Source organism: Streptomyces sp. NBC_01551 (genome assembly GCF_026339935.1).
GTDB lineage: Bacteria > Actinomycetota > Actinomycetes > Streptomycetales > Streptomycetaceae > Streptomyces.
In genome coordinates this window covers 3,881,656-3,896,912 of the sequence record NZ_JAPEPX010000001.1, presented here as the reverse complement: position 1 = coordinate 3,896,912, position 15,257 = coordinate 3,881,656, and the positions used below count along the sequence as shown (strand labels likewise).

General features: G+C 72.7%; 12 protein-coding genes. 8 read left to right on the top strand and 4 right to left on the bottom strand.

Features of this window, described 5'->3' with window-relative positions:
* Positions 1-15 precede the first annotated feature (15 nt).
* Positions 16-834: an HAD family hydrolase gene (locus OG982_RS17595; RefSeq protein WP_266785683.1), complete on the bottom strand. Its 819-nt coding sequence runs from the start codon at positions 832-834 to the stop codon at positions 16-18.
* Positions 835-975: 141 nt separating this feature from the next.
* On the opposite strand from OG982_RS17595, the gene fahA reads away from it, so the two are divergent.
* The 8 genes from fahA to OG982_RS17555 all read left to right on the top strand — a co-directional run bounded on the left by fahA (position 976) and on the right by OG982_RS17555 (position 9,956).
* Entirely contained in the window at positions 976-2,199 is a 1,224-nt protein-coding gene (gene fahA, locus OG982_RS17590; protein WP_266785685.1) for a fumarylacetoacetase, read from the top strand.
* Positions 2,200-2,349: 150 nt separating this feature from the next.
* Entirely contained in the window at positions 2,350-3,120 is a 771-nt protein-coding gene (locus tag OG982_RS17585; protein ID WP_266785687.1) for a GntR family transcriptional regulator, read from the top strand.
* A 32-nt stretch (positions 3,121-3,152) separates the two neighbouring features.
* Complete coding sequence (locus OG982_RS17580; protein ID WP_189962398.1) at positions 3,153-3,380, top strand: ferredoxin family protein; 228 nt, start codon at positions 3,153-3,155, stop codon at positions 3,378-3,380.
* A gap of 14 nt (positions 3,381-3,394) precedes the next feature.
* On the top strand, positions 3,395-4,762 hold the full coding sequence (locus tag OG982_RS17575; protein WP_266785693.1) for an ABC transporter substrate-binding protein: 1,368 nt from the start codon (positions 3,395-3,397) through the stop codon (positions 4,760-4,762).
* Complete coding sequence (locus OG982_RS17570) at positions 4,759-5,586, top strand: ABC transporter permease (protein WP_266785695.1); 828 nt, start codon at positions 4,759-4,761, stop codon at positions 5,584-5,586. Before OG982_RS17575 ends, OG982_RS17570 begins: the two co-directional genes overlap by 4 nt.
* Before the next feature lie 96 nt (positions 5,587-5,682).
* Positions 5,683-6,450: an ABC transporter ATP-binding protein gene (locus OG982_RS17565; RefSeq protein WP_266785697.1), complete on the top strand. Its 768-nt coding sequence runs from the start codon at positions 5,683-5,685 to the stop codon at positions 6,448-6,450.
* Between the two features lie 11 nt (positions 6,451-6,461).
* The gene (locus OG982_RS17560; RefSeq protein ID WP_266785699.1) at positions 6,462-9,227 is read left to right on the top strand and encodes a fumarate reductase/succinate dehydrogenase flavoprotein subunit; all 2,766 of its coding nucleotides are present in this window, start codon (positions 6,462-6,464) and stop codon (positions 9,225-9,227) included.
* Between the two features lie 123 nt (positions 9,228-9,350).
* The gene (locus OG982_RS17555) at positions 9,351-9,956 is read left to right on the top strand and encodes a hypothetical protein (protein WP_266785701.1); all 606 of its coding nucleotides are present in this window, start codon (positions 9,351-9,353) and stop codon (positions 9,954-9,956) included.
* A 116-nt stretch (positions 9,957-10,072) separates the two neighbouring features.
* On the opposite strand, the gene nuoN is transcribed toward OG982_RS17555, so the two are convergent.
* Genes nuoN through nuoL form a run of 3 tightly spaced genes read right to left on the bottom strand, consistent with a single transcriptional unit; the run spans position 10,073 to position 15,253 of the window.
* Positions 10,073-11,692 carry an NADH-quinone oxidoreductase subunit NuoN gene (gene nuoN / locus OG982_RS17550; protein ID WP_266791898.1) on the bottom strand — a complete coding sequence of 540 codons (1,620 nt, stop codon included), beginning with the start codon at positions 11,690-11,692 and terminating at the stop codon, positions 10,073-10,075.
* Between the two features lie 32 nt (positions 11,693-11,724).
* Complete coding sequence (locus OG982_RS17545) at positions 11,725-13,356, bottom strand: NADH-quinone oxidoreductase subunit M (protein WP_266785703.1); 1,632 nt, start codon at positions 13,354-13,356, stop codon at positions 11,725-11,727.
* A gap of 1 nt (position 13,357) precedes the next feature.
* On the bottom strand, positions 13,358-15,253 hold the full coding sequence (gene nuoL, locus OG982_RS17540; protein WP_266785705.1) for an NADH-quinone oxidoreductase subunit L: 1,896 nt from the start codon (positions 15,251-15,253) through the stop codon (positions 13,358-13,360).
* Between the last annotated feature and the right edge of the window lie 4 nt (positions 15,254-15,257).

Genomic DNA, 15,257 nt, shown 5'->3' with positions numbered 1-15,257 from the left:
CCCGGCGGCTCGCCGCTAGGCGAACAGGCGTTCCAGGACGACCGCGATGCCGTCCTCCTCGTTCGACAGGGTCAGCTCGTCGGCCACCGCCACCAGCTCGCGGTGCGCGTTGGCCATGGCCACCCCGTGCGCGGCCCACGCGAACATCGGGACGTCGTTCGGCATGTCCCCGAACGCGATCGTCCCGGACCGGCCGACGCCCAGGAGTTCGGCCGCCAGGGCCAGCCCGCTCGCCTTGTCGATGCCCGGCGGCTGGAGTTCCACCGTGTGTTCCCCGGCCATGGTGACGTTCACCAGGTGGCCCACCACTCCCCGCGCCACCCGCGTCAGCTCGTCGTCGTCCAGCTCCGGGTGCTGCAACAGCACCTTGTTGATCGGCGCGGCCCACAGATCGGCCCGCCGCCGCACCCGGACCGTCGGCAGGTGCGGATGCCACATCCGGTAGCCCGGCCCTATCAGCATCTCCGCGTCCACCCCCTCCTGGTTGACCGCCGCGTAGACCTCGCCGATCTCCGCCTCGATCTTCCCGAGCGCCACCTCCGCCAGCTCCCGGTCCATCGACACGGAGCGCAGCAGCGTGCCGGACGCCGTGTCGTACACCTGCGCGCCCTGCCCGCACACCGCGAGCCCCGTGTAGCCAAGACCGTCCAGGACGTGGCGTACCTGCGGGACGGGGCGTCCGGTCACGATGATGTGCTGTGCGCCGGCGGCGCGCGCCGTCGCGAGGGCCGCGTACGAGCGGGCCGAGACGGTGTCTCCGGCGCGCAGCAGAGTCCCGTCCAGGTCAGTGGCGATCAAGGCATAAGGGAGGGCCGGAGGCGGGGCGGAAGTCACGGCGCCAAGGATACGGACCTCGTTGGACAAGTCCTACAAATAGCGCCCGAATCCGGCCTCCCACAGGCCCCATCAGCCACGTAACGTGTCAACCAGCCCCCGGGACACCCCCGGACCGCATCGAAAGTGAGGCAGTACCCCATGCCCCAGCAGAGCCCCCTCGATGTTCCCGAGGGCGATCCGTTCGGCCCGCACAACCTCCCGTACGGCGTCTTCTCCACCTCCGGGGACCCCCGCCGCCGGATCGGCGTGCGCATCGGCGGGCACGTGCTCGACGCCGGGGCGGCCGCGGTCGCGCTCGGGTCCCCCTACGCCGGACTGCTCGGACAGGCCTCGCTCAACCCGCTGCTGGCCGCCGGCCGCACCGCCTGGCGGGACGTGCGCCGCGCGCTGACCGCCTGGGTCACCGACCCCGGTCACCGCCCGACCGTCGAGCCGCACCTGCTGCCGCTGGACGAGGTCGCGCTGCACCTCCCGTACGAGGTCGCCGACTACGTCGACTTCTACGCGAGCGAGCACCACGCCACCAACGTCGGCAAGATGTTCCGCCCCGACGGCGACGCGCTCACGCCCAACTGGAAGCACCTGCCGATCGGTTACCACGGCCGCTCCGGCACCATCGTCGTGTCCGGCACCGACGTCGTACGCCCCTGCGGGCAGCGCAAGGCGCCCACCGACCCGGCGCCCGTCTTCGGCCCGTCCGTCAAGCTCGACATCGAGGCCGAGGTCGGCTTCGTCGTCGGCGCCCCCTCCGAGCTGGGCAGCCCGGTCCCGCTGGCCGATTTCGAGGACCACGTCTTCGGCCTGTTCCTGCTCAACGACTGGTCCGCGCGCGACATCCAGGCCTGGGAGTACGTGCCGCTGGGCCCCTTCCTCGGCAAGTCCTTCGCGACCTCCGTCTCCGCCTGGGTCACCCCGCTGGAGGCCCTCGACGCGGCCCGCGTCGCCCCGCCCGCCCGGGACTTCCCGCTGCTGCCCTACCTCGACGACGCCGACAGCGACCGCCCCGGCGGCTTCGACCTGCACATCACCGTCTCCATCAACGGCCAGGAGGTGGCGCGCCCGCCGTTCGCCACCATGTACTGGACCGCCGCCCAGCAGCTGGCGCACATGACGGTCAACGGCGCCTCCCTGCGCACCGGCGACGTCTACGGCTCCGGCACCGTCAGCGGCCCGGACGTCGACCAGCGCGGCTCGCTGCTGGAGCTGACCTGGAACGGCCGCGACGCGATCGAACTCGCCGACGGCAAGCGCACCTTCCTGGAGGACGGCGACACCGTCACCCTGACCGCGTGGGCGCCCGGCGCCAACGGCACCCGGGTGGGCCTCGGCGAGGTCATCGGCCGCATCGTGGGATCCCGCTAGTCCACACCTCGGGACGACCCGCGTCGGCGGGGTGGCGGATCTTCCCGCCGCCCCGCCGAAACCACAGGTCACAGCGGTGCGTGAGCGCCGCCCGGTGGCGCAACACTGCGGCAACACCACGGGCCGGGGCCCGTCGGTATGTTCCGTGCCATGCCAGCCGAACGCACCCGTGAGCACACCGTCCCGGTCGCCGCCGCGCGCCGGCGCCGGCTGCGCGCGGACCAGGCGCGGCAGCTCGCCGACCTGCTGCGCCACCAAATCCTGGCGGGCGGCTACCCCGACGGGGTCCTGCCCCTCGAAGACACCCTCGCCGCCGACTACGGCGCCGGCCGCAACACCGTCCGCCAGGCCCTCGACCTGCTGCGCGGCGAGCAGCTCGTGGAGCGTCGGCCGGGCGTGGGCACCGTCGTAGTCTGCGAGAAGTACCCGCACGGCCTCGACCGCCTCCAGGGCCTCGCCGAGACCCTGCACGAACACGGCCGGGTGACCAACGAGGTCCGTACCGTCGGCCCCGTCCGCGCGCCCGCCCCCGTCGCCGGCCGGCTGCGGCTGCCCGAGCACGCCGAGGTGCTCTACATCGAACGGCTGCGGCGGCTGAACGGGCTGCCGCTCTCCCTCGACCTCACCTACGTCCCCCTCGACATCGGCGCCGGACTGCTCGGCTGCGACCTGGAGAACACGGACGTCTTCCGGCTGCTGGAGACCTTGACCGGGCAGCCCCTCGGCCACGCCGAGATCACCCTGGAGGCCGTCAACGCCGACGCGCACTCCGCCGCCGTGCTCCAGGCCCCGCGCGGGGCCGCCGTCCTGATGCTGGAACGCCTCACCCACCTGCGCGACGGCAGGCCCGTGGACCTGGAGTTCATCCGCTTCCGCGGCGACCGGATCACCATGAGCGGCCTGCTGCGCCGCTCCCTCTGAGCCTTCCCCTCACCCCTTCCCTGGAGACAGCCGTGCCTCTGGTCCCCCAGCGCGCCGACGTGCCCGTGACCATCGACGAATCCCTGTGCATCGACGGCTGCACCCTCTGCGTCGACATGTGTCCGCTCGACTCGCTCGCGATCCGCGAGGACAACGGCAAGGCGTACATGCACGTGGACGAGTGCTGGTACTGCGGCCCGTGCGCCGCCCGCTGCCCCACGGGCGCGGTGACCGTCAACATGCCCTACCTGCTCCGGTGAAAGGCCCCCATCCGATGCGCCGTACGAGAGCCCTCGCACCCGCCGCACCCGCCGCCCTCCTGCTGCTGCTCGCACCGCTGGTCACCGCGTGCGGCGGCGACGCCGACGCCAAGGGCGGCCCGAAGACGGTGACCGTGACCGTCGGCTACCAGTCCAAGACGATCAACACCGTCACCGCCGGCACCCTGCTGCGTTCCCTCGGCTACTTCGAGGAGGAGCTGGCCGCGCGCGGCAAGAAGGACGGGGTCACGTACAAGGTCGACTGGCAGGACTACGCCACGGGCGCGCCCATCACCGCCCAGATGACCGCCGGGAAGATCGACATCGGCTCGATGGGCGACTTTCCGCTGCTCATCAACGCGGCGCGCGGCAGGGAGCTGAAGCAGCCGACCCGCCTCGTGTCCGTGACCGGCTACAACCTGCGCGGCGGCCTGAACACCGTGGTGACGGCGCCCGGTTCGAAGCTGGACTCCCTCGCCGACCTGCGGGGCCGCAAGGTCTCGACCTCCGTCGGCTCGGCGGCGGACGGCACCCTCGTACGGGCCCTGCGGCGCGCCGGGATCGATCCGGAGAAGGGGATCCAGAAGCTCAACCAGCAGCCCAGCGTGGGCGCTTCGGCGCTCCAGGCGGGCAGCGCGGACGCGCTGTCGCAGTTCGTGGCCTGGCCGGGGCAGCTGGTGTACGAGGGGAAGGCCAAGGCCCTGTACGACGGCGCCGAGCTGAACCGGCCGACCTTCCACGGCGTGACCGTACGGCAGAAGTTCGCGGCCGCGCGGCCCGGCGTACTGGACGACTTCCTGCGGGCGCAGCGAAAGGCGACGGACTACCTGCGCGCCGAGCCGGTCGCGGCGGCCGAGTCGGTGGCGAAGGAGACCGGGCTTCCGGCGGAGGTGGTCTACCTCTACAACGGCGCGAACGGCATCGCGACCTTCGACCCCGCGCTGCGGCCGGAGCTGATCGAGGCGCTGAAGCAGGACGTGCCGGTGCTGAAGGACGCGAAGCTGGTCGACGACGTGGACGTGGACGCGTTCGTGGACGCGGAGCCGCTGGAGCGGGTGTCGGCGGGCGCGGCCGCGTACCCGTCGGCGGGCGCGGGTACGCCCCGCGCCGAGCTGTGGGTGCAGGGCGCCTCCCGCGCCGAGACGTTCGACTCCCCCGCGGCCCTGCTCAGGGCGGCGCGCGGCAAGGAGGTCCGGGCGGCCTACGTCCCGGACGCGGTGACCGGCACGCTCTGGTTCGCGGACAAGGCCGTGTGGGTGGCGGAGGGTTCCGAACTGCGGGCGTTCGTCACCGGGTCGGGTGCCAAGTCGTACGTCGACCGGCGCGGGGGGTCCGCCGCGCGGATCGTGTCGTATGCCGAGGCCGCAGGCCTGGCCTCATGAGCCCGGGTCGCCGGCTGCTGCGGGTGGCGTCCCTCGGGGCGGCCCTCGCACTGTGGCAGCTGCTGACTTCGCTCGACGTGAACCTGTGGCTCCGCTTCGAGCAGTTCCCGACCGTCGGGGAGGTCGCGGCCAGGTTCGCGGAGCGGGCGTCGACCGGCCCGTACTGGCAGGACCTCGGCTACAGCCTGCGCCGGATCGCGGCGGGCTTCGCGCTGGCGGCGGTGCTGGGGGTGGCGGCGGGCACGGCGATCGCCCGGTCGCGGACCGTCTGCGACCTGGTGGGACCGCTCGTGGAGGTGCTGCGGCCGATCCCGGCGATCGCGCTGGTCCCGGTCGCGATCCTGCTCTTCCCGTCCAACGAGCAGGGGATCGTCTTCATCACCTGCGCGGCGGCGTTCTTCCCGGTGCTGGTCTCGACGCGGCACGCGGTGGCGGCTCAGTCCCCGGTGTGGGAGGAGGCGGTGCTGACGATGGGCGGGGGGCGGCGGCGCGTGCTGTTCTCGGTGGTCCTGCCGGGGGCGCTCCCGGGGGTCTTCGGCGGGCTGTCGGTCGGGATCGGGGTGTCCTGGATCTGCGTGATCTCGGCGGAGATGATCTCCGGCGAGTACGGGGTCGGGTACCGGACCTGGCAGGACTACACGGTGGTGGACTACCCCGGCGTCTTCGTCGGCATGGCCACCATCGGCGCCCTGGGGTGGCTGACGTCGACGGCGGTGGAACGCCTGGGCCTGCGGCTGACGCGGTGGCTGCCGTCGCGCGCCCCCACCGCGGCGTCGTCCCGCCCGCGACCGCGCCGCGCGCCCCGCGAACCAGCCGCTCCGTGACCCTCCGGGACACCCCGGGACACCCCGGAACCGTCCGCGCAGCGGCACACCCGCGGCGCGACCGGCGTCCGACGACTCGACCGACAGGAGTGACCCATGCCCGCGACCGCGCCGGCGCTCACCGGCACCGCGCCCGCCACCGCACCCCCCGGCGCCGACCTCCACCTGGACGGGGTCCGGCTCGGCCGGGACGGCAGCCCCGTCCTCGACGGGCTCGGGCTCCGGGTCCGCGCCGGGGAGGTGCTGGCCGTCGTGGGGCCCTCCGGGTGCGGGAAGTCCACGCTGCTGCGCACCCTGGCCGGGCTGCTGCCCCCGCTCGCCGGCACCGTACGGCAGGACGGGCGGGAGATCACCCGCCCGGACGCCGACCGGGCGCTGGTGTTCCAGGACGACGCCCTCCTGCCCTGGCGCACCGTCCGCGGCAACGTCGAGCTGCCCCTCGCCATCCGCCGCGTCCCGCGCGGCGAGCGGCGCCGTGGCGCCGAGGACTGGCTGGCCCGCGTCGGCCTCGCCGAGCACGCGCGGAGGCTCCCGCACCAGCTCTCCGGCGGCCAGCGCCAGCGCGTCCAGCTGGCCCGCGCCCTCGCCGCGCGCCCCCGCGCCGTCCTCATGGACGAACCGTTCGGCGCGCTCGACGCCCAGACCCGCGCCGGGATGCAGGACCTCCTCGTGGACGTCCTCGCCGGCACCGGCGCCACCGTCGTCTTCGTGACCCACGACGTCGACGAGGCCCTGTTCCTCGGCGACCGCGTCGCCCTCCTCGGCGGTGACACGGTCCGCGTGCTGGACGTCCCCCAGCCCCGTTCGCGCGCCCCGCACCCCGCCCGCGCCGACCTCCGCCGGCAGATCATCGACTCCCTCTGAAGGGCCCCACCATGGACATCCCCGCGCTCGGCGACGCCGAGGAACTCTCCTGCGACGTCCTCGTCATCGGCGGCGGCACGGCCGGCACCATGGCCGCGCTGACCGCCGCCGAGCGCGGCGCGCGGGTCCTGCTGCTGGAGAAGGCCCACGTGCGCCACTCCGGCGCCCTCGCCATGGGCATGGACGGGGTCAACAACGCCGTCATCCCCGGCCGCGCCGAGCCCGACGACTACGTCGCCGAGATCACCCGCGCCAACGACGGCGTCGTCGACCAGTCCACGGTCCGCCAGACCGCCACCCGCGGCTTCGCGATGGTGCGGCGCCTGGAGTCGTACGGGGTGAAGTTCGAGAAGGACGAGCACGGCGAGTACGCGGTCCGCCAGGTCCACCGCTCCGGCTCGTACGTGCTGCCGATGCCCGAGGGCAAGGACGTCAAGAAGGTCCTCTACCGGCAGCTGCGCCGCCGCGAGATGCGCGAGCGCATCCGCATCGAGAACCGGGTGATGCCCGTCCGCGTCCTGACCTCGCCCGAGGACGGCCGGGCCGTCGGCGCCGCCGCCCTCAACACCCGTACCGGCGCCTTCGTGACGGTCCGCGCGGGCGCGGTGATCCTCGCCACCGGACCTTGCGGACGACTCGGACTCCCGGCTTCCGGATACCTCTACGGAACCTACGAGAACCCCACGAACGCGGGCGACGGCTACGCCATGGCCTACCACGCGGGCGCCGCGCTGACCGGGATCGAGTGCTTCCAGATCAATCCGCTGATCAAGGACTACAACGGCCCGGCGTGCGCCTACGTCGCGAACCCCTTCGGCGGCTACCAGGTCAACCGGCACGGCGAGCGGTTCGTGGACTGCGACTACTGGTCGGGCCAGATGATGTCGGAGTTCGCGGCCGAACTCGCCTCTGACCGGGGCCCGGTGTACCTCAAGCTAAGCCACCTTCCCGAGGAGTCCGTCGCCGCCCTCGAATCGATCCTGCACACCACCGAGCGGCCGACGCGCGGCACCTTCCACGCGAACCGGGGCCACGACTACCGCACCCACGACATCGAGATGCACATCTCGGAGATCGGCCTGTGCGGCGGCCACTCCGCCTCGGGCGTACGGGTCGACGCGCACGCCCGCACCACCGTGCCCCGGCTGTACGCGGCCGGGGACCTGGCCTCCGTACCGCACAACTACATGATCGGGGCGTTCGTCTTCGGCGACCTGGCGGGCGAGGACGCGTCCCGGTACACCGCGTACGAGGGCGAGTTGCCGGCCGACCAGCTGGCGGCGGCCCACGAGCTGGTCTACCGGCCGCTGCGCAACCCGGACGGGCCGCCGCAGCCGCAGGTGGAGTACAAGCTCCGGCGCTTCGTCAACGACTACGTGGCTCCGCCCAAGACCGGCGCGAAGCTGTCGCTGGCCGTCGAGGCGTTCGCCCGCATGGCCGGGGAGATCGAGCGGATGGGGGCCACCACCGCGCACGAGCTCATGCGGTGCGCGGAGGTGTCCTTCATCCGGGACTGCGCGGAGATGGCCGCCCGGGCCTCGCTGGCCCGGACCGAGTCCCGCTGGGGCCTGTACCACGAGCGGACCGACCATCCGGAGCGGAACGACGCGGGCTGGCTGCACCACCTGGACCTGCGCAAGTCGGCTTCGGGGGCGATGGAGTTCACCGCGCGGGCGGTGGAGCCGTACCTGGTGCCGGTGGACGGGTTCACCCCGCTCGGCGGCCCCGAACGGCACCTGGGCGAGGTCGAACCGGTCCCGGTGGCGACGGCCGGCCCCCGCCTGTCGCCTCCGGCGGCGCGGGCGGAAGGGCCGGGGGCACCCGGAGCCGGGCCCGTGGGCGGGGAGGCCGCCCCGCCCGAGGCGACCGGCGGACCGCAGGGCCGGGCCGCGGGCCGTACGGGGGACGCGTCGCCCCGGATCCTGGAACTGCTCGCCCTGGTGGAAGAGGCACCCGGCCTCGACGTCCTGGTCCCCTATCTCGACGACCCCGATCCGGGCGTGCGGGCCGCCGCGGTGGCCGCGCTCGGCGAGACCGTCCCCGCCGGGGCCGGGCCGGCGCTGGCCGCCCGGCTCGTGGACCGCGACCCCGCCGTGCGGGGCGCGGCCGCGGCCGCGCTGCGCGAGCTGCTGGAGGTCCTGCCGGGCGGGCCGGAGCTGGGCCCCGGGCTGCGCGCCGCCCTCGCCGTGCCCGACCCGGCGGTGCGCTCGGCGGCGCTCGAAGCCCTGCGGGTGCTGCGGCTGGGGGACACCGGGCTGTACGCCGCCGCACTGGCCGACCCGGACGTGGAGGTCCGTGTCCACGCCGTGCGGGCGCTGGTCTCCGTGGACGCGGTGTCGGCGCTGTCCGCAGCCGCCGGGGATCCGGCGCGTGAGGTCCGGGTGACGGTCGCCAGGGGACTGGCCGCGGTGCACGCCCCGGCTCCGGCCCCGCTGGACCCGCTGCTCGGCGACCCGGATCCGCTGGTGCGGGGCGCCGCCCTCGGGGCCCTGGCCCGGGCCGGCTGCCCGGGGCGGTACGCCGACGCCGCCGTGGCGGCGCTGGCCGACCCCGCCTGGCAGGTCCGGGCCGGGGCCGCGGCCGCGCTGTCGGCCGCGGACCCCGGGGTGGCCGTGGCTGCGCTGGCGGGCGCACTGGCCGACGCCAACGCCGATGTGCGCAAGGCAGCCGTCCTCGCGCTGCTGACCCACCGGGAAGCGGAGGGCGCCCGCAAGGCCCTCGCCACGGCGGTCGCCGACCCCGACGCGGACGTACGGGCGTACGCGGCCCGCGCCTGAGGCGTCGCCGGGGCCCCGTTCGGAGGCGCGCCGCGTGCGCCGGTCGGGGCGGGCCGGGATGGTGGACGGACGAACGGACGCGGAAACCCGTACCCCGTACCCCCACCGCGAGGAGCCGCCGCCATGACCGTACGCAGCCTGAAGACCTTCGTCACCTGCGCGGCCGCCGTGTCGCTCGGCCTGGTCGCCGTGGCCCCGGCCCACGGGGTCGAGGGGCCCGCGCCCGACCCGCGCGACCGGAAGGCCATGCGGGACATGGCGACGGCGATCGCGGTGACGGCCAAGTACGCGGACGAGCGGCAGGCCCTCAAGGACGGGTACGTCCCCCACGGCCAGGACTGCATGACCAACCCGTTCGGGGTGGGCGCCATGGGCTACCACTACGTCAAGCAGGCCAACTGGGGTTCGAAGGACCCCGGCAGGCCGACCGCGCTCCTCTACAGCACGGAGAAGGACCGCAACGGCCGTCGCCGGCTCCAGACCGTGGAGTGGATGTCCACCGACCGGGACCAGGACCTGAAGACCACCGATGACCGGCCCAGCATGTTCGGGCTGCCCTTCGACGGGCCCATGCCGGGCCACTGGGCGGGCATGCCCAAGCACTACGACCTGCACATGTGGGCGTACAAGGAGAACCCGGCCGGGCGCTTCCACAACTGGAACCCCGCACTGACCTGCCCGGGCAAGGCCGCCGCCCCGGCGAAGCCCGCGCACGCGCACGGCCACTAGCGGCGTCCGGCCCGCGGCGATCCGATCGCGACGGTTCCGACCACGGCGGCCCGACCACGGCGAAGGGCCCGGTTCCCCAACGGGAGCCGGGCCCTTGGCCGTGCCGGGCGGAGCGGTCAGCGGACGAACGTGCTCGCCTGTCCCGCCAGGTCCAGGAAGTACTGCGGCGCCAGGCCCAGGACCAGGGTGACCGCGACGCCCACCGCGATGGTGGTCATCGTCAGCGGCGACGGCACCGCGACCGTCGGGCCGTCGGCCTTCGGCTCGCTGAAGAACATCAGGACGATCACCCGGATGTAGAAGAACGCGGCGATCGCGGACGAGACGACACCGACCACGACCAGCGCCCCGGCGCCGCCCTCCGCCGCCGCCTTGAACACGGCGAACTTCCCGGCGAAGCCGGACGTGAGCGGGATGCCGGCGAAGGCCAGCAGGAACACCGCGAAGACGGCCGCCGTCAGCGGCGAACGCCGCCCCAGCCCCGCCCACTTGGACAGGTGCGTCGCCTCGCCGCCCGCGTCGCGCACCAGCGTGACCACCGCGAAGGCGCCGATCGTCACGAAGGAGTACGCGGCCAGGTAGAAGAGGACGGACTGGACGCCCTCCGCCGAGGTGGCGATCACACCGGCCAGGATGAAGCCCGCGTGCGCGATCGAGGAGTAGGCCAGGAGCCGCTTGACGTCGGTCTGGGTCACGGCGATCACCGCGCCCGCCAGCATCGTGACGATCGCGACGCCCCACATCACCGGCCGCCAGTCCCAGCGCAGACCCGGCAGGACCACGTACAGCAGGCGCAGCAGCGCGCCGAACGCGGCCACCTTCGTCGCCGCCGCCATGAAGCCGGTCACCGGCGTCGGGGCACCCTGGTAGACGTCCGGCGTCCACATGTGGAAGGGGACCGCGCCGACCTTGAACAGCAGGCCCGTCAGGATCAGCGCGCCGCCGATCAGCAGCAGCGCGTCGTTGCCCATGGTGCTCGCGAGCGCCGGGTCGACCGTCTGGACCGTGCCGTCCACCACGTCCGCGATCACCGCGTACGAGACGGAGCCCGCGTAGCCGTACACCAGCGCGATGCCGAAGAGCAGGAACGCCGACGAGAAGGCGCCGAGCAGGAAGTACTTGACCGCCGCCTCCTGCGACATCAGCCGCTGGCGGCGGGCGACGGCGCAGAGCAGGTACAGCGGGAGGGAGAAGACCTCCAGGGCCACGAACAGCGTCAGCAGGTCGTTGGCCGCCGGGAAGATCAGCATTCCGGCGATCGCGAACAGCGCGAGCGGGAACACCTCGGTGGTGGTGAAGCCCGCCTTCACGGCGGCCTTCTCGCTCTCGCTGCCCGGTACGGACGCCGCCTGGGCGGCGAAGGAGTCCACCCGGTTGCCGTGCGCGGCCGGGTCCAGGCGCCGCTCCGCGAAGGTGAAGACCGCCACGACCGAGGCCAGCAGGATGGTGCCCTGCAGGAACAGCGCCGGGCCGTCCACGGCGATGGCGCCCATCGCGGCGATCTGCGCCTTGCCGCTCGCGTACCCGCCGGCGGCGAGGCCGACGACCGCCGCGAAGGCCGCGGCCAGCGCGGCGACGGCCAGGAACACCTGCACGTAGTAGCGGGACTTGCGCGGTACGAACGCCTCGACGAGGACGCCGAGGATCGCCGCGCCCACCACGATGAGCGTGGGCGCGAGCTGCGCGTACTCGATGTGCGGAGCCGGGATCCGGTCCACCGGAGCGGCGGCCGCCAGTACCGGCAGGCCGTGGGCAGCAGTCAGGGTGCTCACTTCGCCGCCTCCCCATTCTTCGCGGGCACGGCCTCGACAGCCACCTCGGGCTTCGGGTCCGTCCGCTTCACGTCGGACATGGTGTGCTCGACCGCCGGGTTGACGATGTCGGTGAGCACCTTCGGGTAGACGCCGAGCCCGATCAGCAGGGCGATCAGCGGGGCGACCACCAGCATTTCCCGCAGGTGCAGGTCCGGCATCGTGCGGACCTCCTCCTTCACGGGGCCGGTCATGGTGCGCTGGTAGAGCACCAGGGTGTAGAGCGCGGCCAGCACGATCCCGAAGGTGGCGATGATGCCGACGACCGGGTACCGGGCGTACGTGCCGACCAGGACCAGGAATTCGCTGACGAACGGGGCCAGGCCCGGCAGCGAGAGGGTGGCGAGGCCGCCGATCAGGAAGGTGCCGGCGAGCACCGGGGCCACCTTCTGCACACCGCCGTAGTCGGCGATGAGCCGCGAGCCGCGCCGCGAGATCAGGAAGCCGGCCACCAGCATCAGCGCCGCCGTCGAGAGCCCGTGGTTGACCATGTACAGCGTCGCGCCCGACTGGCCCTGGGAGGTCATCGCGAAGATGCCCAGGATGATGAAGCCGAAGTGCGAGATCGACGCGTACGCGACCAGCCGCTTGATGTCCCGCTGGCCGACGGCGAGCAGCGCGCCGTAGACGATGCTGATCAGGGCCAGGACGAGGATCACCGGCGTGGCCCACTTGCTGGCGTCGGGGAAGAGCCCGAGACAGAAGCGGAGCATCGCGAAGGTGCCGACCTTGTCGACGACCGCGGTGATCAGGACGGCCACCGGGGCGGTGGACTCGCCCATCGCGTTCGGCAGCCAGGTGTGCAGCGGCCACAGCGGGGCCTTCACCGCGAAGGCGAAGAAGAAGCCGAGGAACAGCAGCCGCTCGGTGTTGGTCGCCATGTCGAGCGTGCCCGCGGCGCGGGCGGCGGTGATCTCCTGGAGCGAGAAGTTCCCGGCGACCACGTACAGCCCGATGACGGCGGCGAGCATGATCAGGCCGCCGGCCAGGTTGTAGAGGAGGAACTTGACCGCCGCGTACGAGCGCTGCGCGGCCGCGTTCTCGTCGCTGCCTGCGTGTGCCCGGTCCCCGAAGCCGCCGATGAGGAAGTACATCGGGATGAGCATGGCTTCGAAGAAGATGTAGAAGAGGAAGACGTCGGTGGCCTCGAAGGAGATGATCACCATCGCCTCGACCATCAGGATCAGGGCGAAGAACCCTTGCGTCGGCCGCCAGCGGTAGGAGGCGGTCTCCTTGGGGCCTCCCCTGCTCGAAGAGCTCGGGGAAGTGTCGGCGTCGTTCCAGCCCGCCGCGATGACGAACGGGATCAGCAGGGCGGTGAGCGCGATGAGCGCCACCCCGATGCCGTCCACGCCCAGTTCGTAGCGGACCCCGAAGTCGGGGATCCAGGCGTGGGATTCGGTGAGCTGGTAGCGGGCGCCACCGGGCTCGAAGCGGACGGCGACGAGCACGGCCAGGGCCAGGGTCGCCAGGGAGAAGAGCAGCGCGAGCCATTTGGCGGCGGTCCTGCGGGCGGCCGGGACGGCCGCCGTCAGGACGGCTCCGACCGCGGGTACCGCGGCCGTCACCGTCAGAAGCGGGAAACTCATTTCACACCGCCCTCATCAGCAGGGTCGCGGCGATGAGGATCGCCGTCCCCCCGAACATCGAGACCGCGTAGCTGCGGGCGTAGCCGTTCTGCAGCTTGCGCAGCCGGCCCGAGAGCCCGCCGACCGAGGCGGCCGTCCCGTTGACCACCCCGTCGACGAGGCTGTGGTCGACGTACACGAGCGAGCGGGTCAGGTGCTCCCCGCCGCGCACCAGGACGACGTGGTTGAAGTCGTCCTGGAGCAGGTCCCGCCGGGCCGCCCGGGTGAGGAGCGAGCCGCGCGGGGCGACCACCGGAACGGGCCTGCGGCCGTACATCGACCAGGCGATGGCGACGCCGACGACCAGGACCACCATGGTGGACGCGGTCACCGCCACGGCGCTGACCGGCGAGTCGCCGTGCTCGTAACCGGTGACGGGCTCCAGCCACTTCAGGAAGCGCTCGCCGATCTCGAAGAACGCGCCGGCGAAGACCGACCCGAACGCCAGGATGACCATCGGGACGGTCATGGACTTCGGGGACTCGTGCGGGTGCGGCGCGTGGCCTTCCGCGTCCGGCTGCCAGCGCTTCTCGCCGAAGAAGGTGAGGAGCATGACGCGGGTCATGTAGAAGGCGGTGATGCCGGCGCCCAGCAGGGTGACCCCGCCGAGGATCCAGCCCTGGGTGCCGCCCTTGGCGAAGGCCGCCTCGATGATCATGTCCTTGGAGAAGAAGCCGGACAGGCCGGGGAATCCGATGATCGCCAGGTAGCCGAGGCCGAAGGTGACGAAGGTGACCGGCATGAACTTGCGCAGGGCGCCGTACTTGCGCATGTCCACCTCGTCGTTCATCCCGTGCATGACGGAACCCGCGCCGAGGAAGAGGCCGGCCTTGAAGAAGCCGTGCGTCACCAGGTGCATGATCGCGAAGACGTACCCGATGGGGCCGAGGCCCGCCGCCAGGATCATGTAGCCGATCTGGGACATCGTCGACCCGGCGAGGGCCTTCTTGATGTCGTCCTTCGCGCAACCGACGATCGCACCGAAGAGCAGCGTGACCGCGCCGACGACGGTGACCACCAGCTGGGCGTCCGGCGCCCCGTTGAAGACGGCGGCCGAGCGGACGATCAGGTACACGCCCGCCGTCACCATCGTCGCCGCGTGGATCAGGGCCGAGACCGGGGTCGGGCCCTCCATCGCGTCCCCGAGCCAGGACTGCAGCGGGACCTGGGCCGACTTGCCGCAGGCGGCGAGCAGCAGCATCAGGGCGATCGCCGTCAGCTTGCCCTCGGTCGCGTTGCCGACCGAGGCGAACACCGGCCCGAAGGCGAAGGTCCCGAAGGTGGTGAACATCAGCATGATCGCGATCGACAGGCCCATGTCGCCGACCCGGTTGACCAGGAAGGCCTTCTTCGCGGCGGTCGCCGCGCTGGGCTTGTGCTGCCAGAAGCCGATGAGCAGGTACGAGGCCAGGCCCACGCCCTCCCAGCCGACGTACAGCAGCAGGTAGTTGTCGGCGAGGACCAGCAGCAGCATCGCCGCGAGGAAGAGGTTGAGGTAGCCGAAGAAGCGGCGCCGGCGCTCGTCGTGCTCCATGTACCCGATCGAGTACACGTGGATGAGCGTGCCCACCCCGGAGATCAGCAGGACGAAGGTCATCGAGAGCTGGTCCAGCTGGAAGGCGACGTCCGCCTGGAAGCCCTCGACCGGGATCCAGGTGTACACCTTCTCGTGCAGGGTCCGGTCCTCGGCGGCGCGCCCGAGCAGGTCGGCGAACAGGACCACGCCGATCCCGAAGGAGGCGGCTGCGAACAGGGTGCCGAGCCAGTGCCCGGCCTTGTCGAGGCGTCGGCCGCCGCAGAGCAGCACCACCGCCCCGAGCAGGGGCGCCGCGATCAGCAGCCCGATCAGATTCTCCACTGTG

Bases quoted from the DNA above. Each gene is read 5' to 3' on its own strand.
- fahA (WP_266785685.1), top strand. From the start codon at position 976: ATGCCCCAGCAGAGCCCCCTCGATGTTCCCGAGGGCGATCCGTTCGGC.
- OG982_RS17585 (WP_266785687.1), top strand. From the start codon at position 2,350: ATGCCAGCCGAACGCACCCGTGAGCACACCGTCCCGGTCGCCGCCGCG.
- OG982_RS17575 (WP_266785693.1), top strand. From the start codon at position 3,395: ATGCGCCGTACGAGAGCCCTCGCACCCGCCGCACCCGCCGCCCTCCTG.
- OG982_RS17570 (WP_266785695.1), top strand. From the start codon at position 4,759: ATGAGCCCGGGTCGCCGGCTGCTGCGGGTGGCGTCCCTCGGGGCGGCC.
- OG982_RS17565 (WP_266785697.1), top strand. From the start codon at position 5,683: ATGCCCGCGACCGCGCCGGCGCTCACCGGCACCGCGCCCGCCACCGCA.
- OG982_RS17560 (WP_266785699.1), top strand. From the start codon at position 6,462: ATGGACATCCCCGCGCTCGGCGACGCCGAGGAACTCTCCTGCGACGTC.
- OG982_RS17555 (WP_266785701.1), top strand. From the start codon at position 9,351: ATGACCGTACGCAGCCTGAAGACCTTCGTCACCTGCGCGGCCGCCGTG.
- OG982_RS17545 (WP_266785703.1), bottom strand. From the start codon at position 13,356: ATGAGTTTCCCGCTTCTGACGGTGACGGCCGCGGTACCCGCGGTCGGA.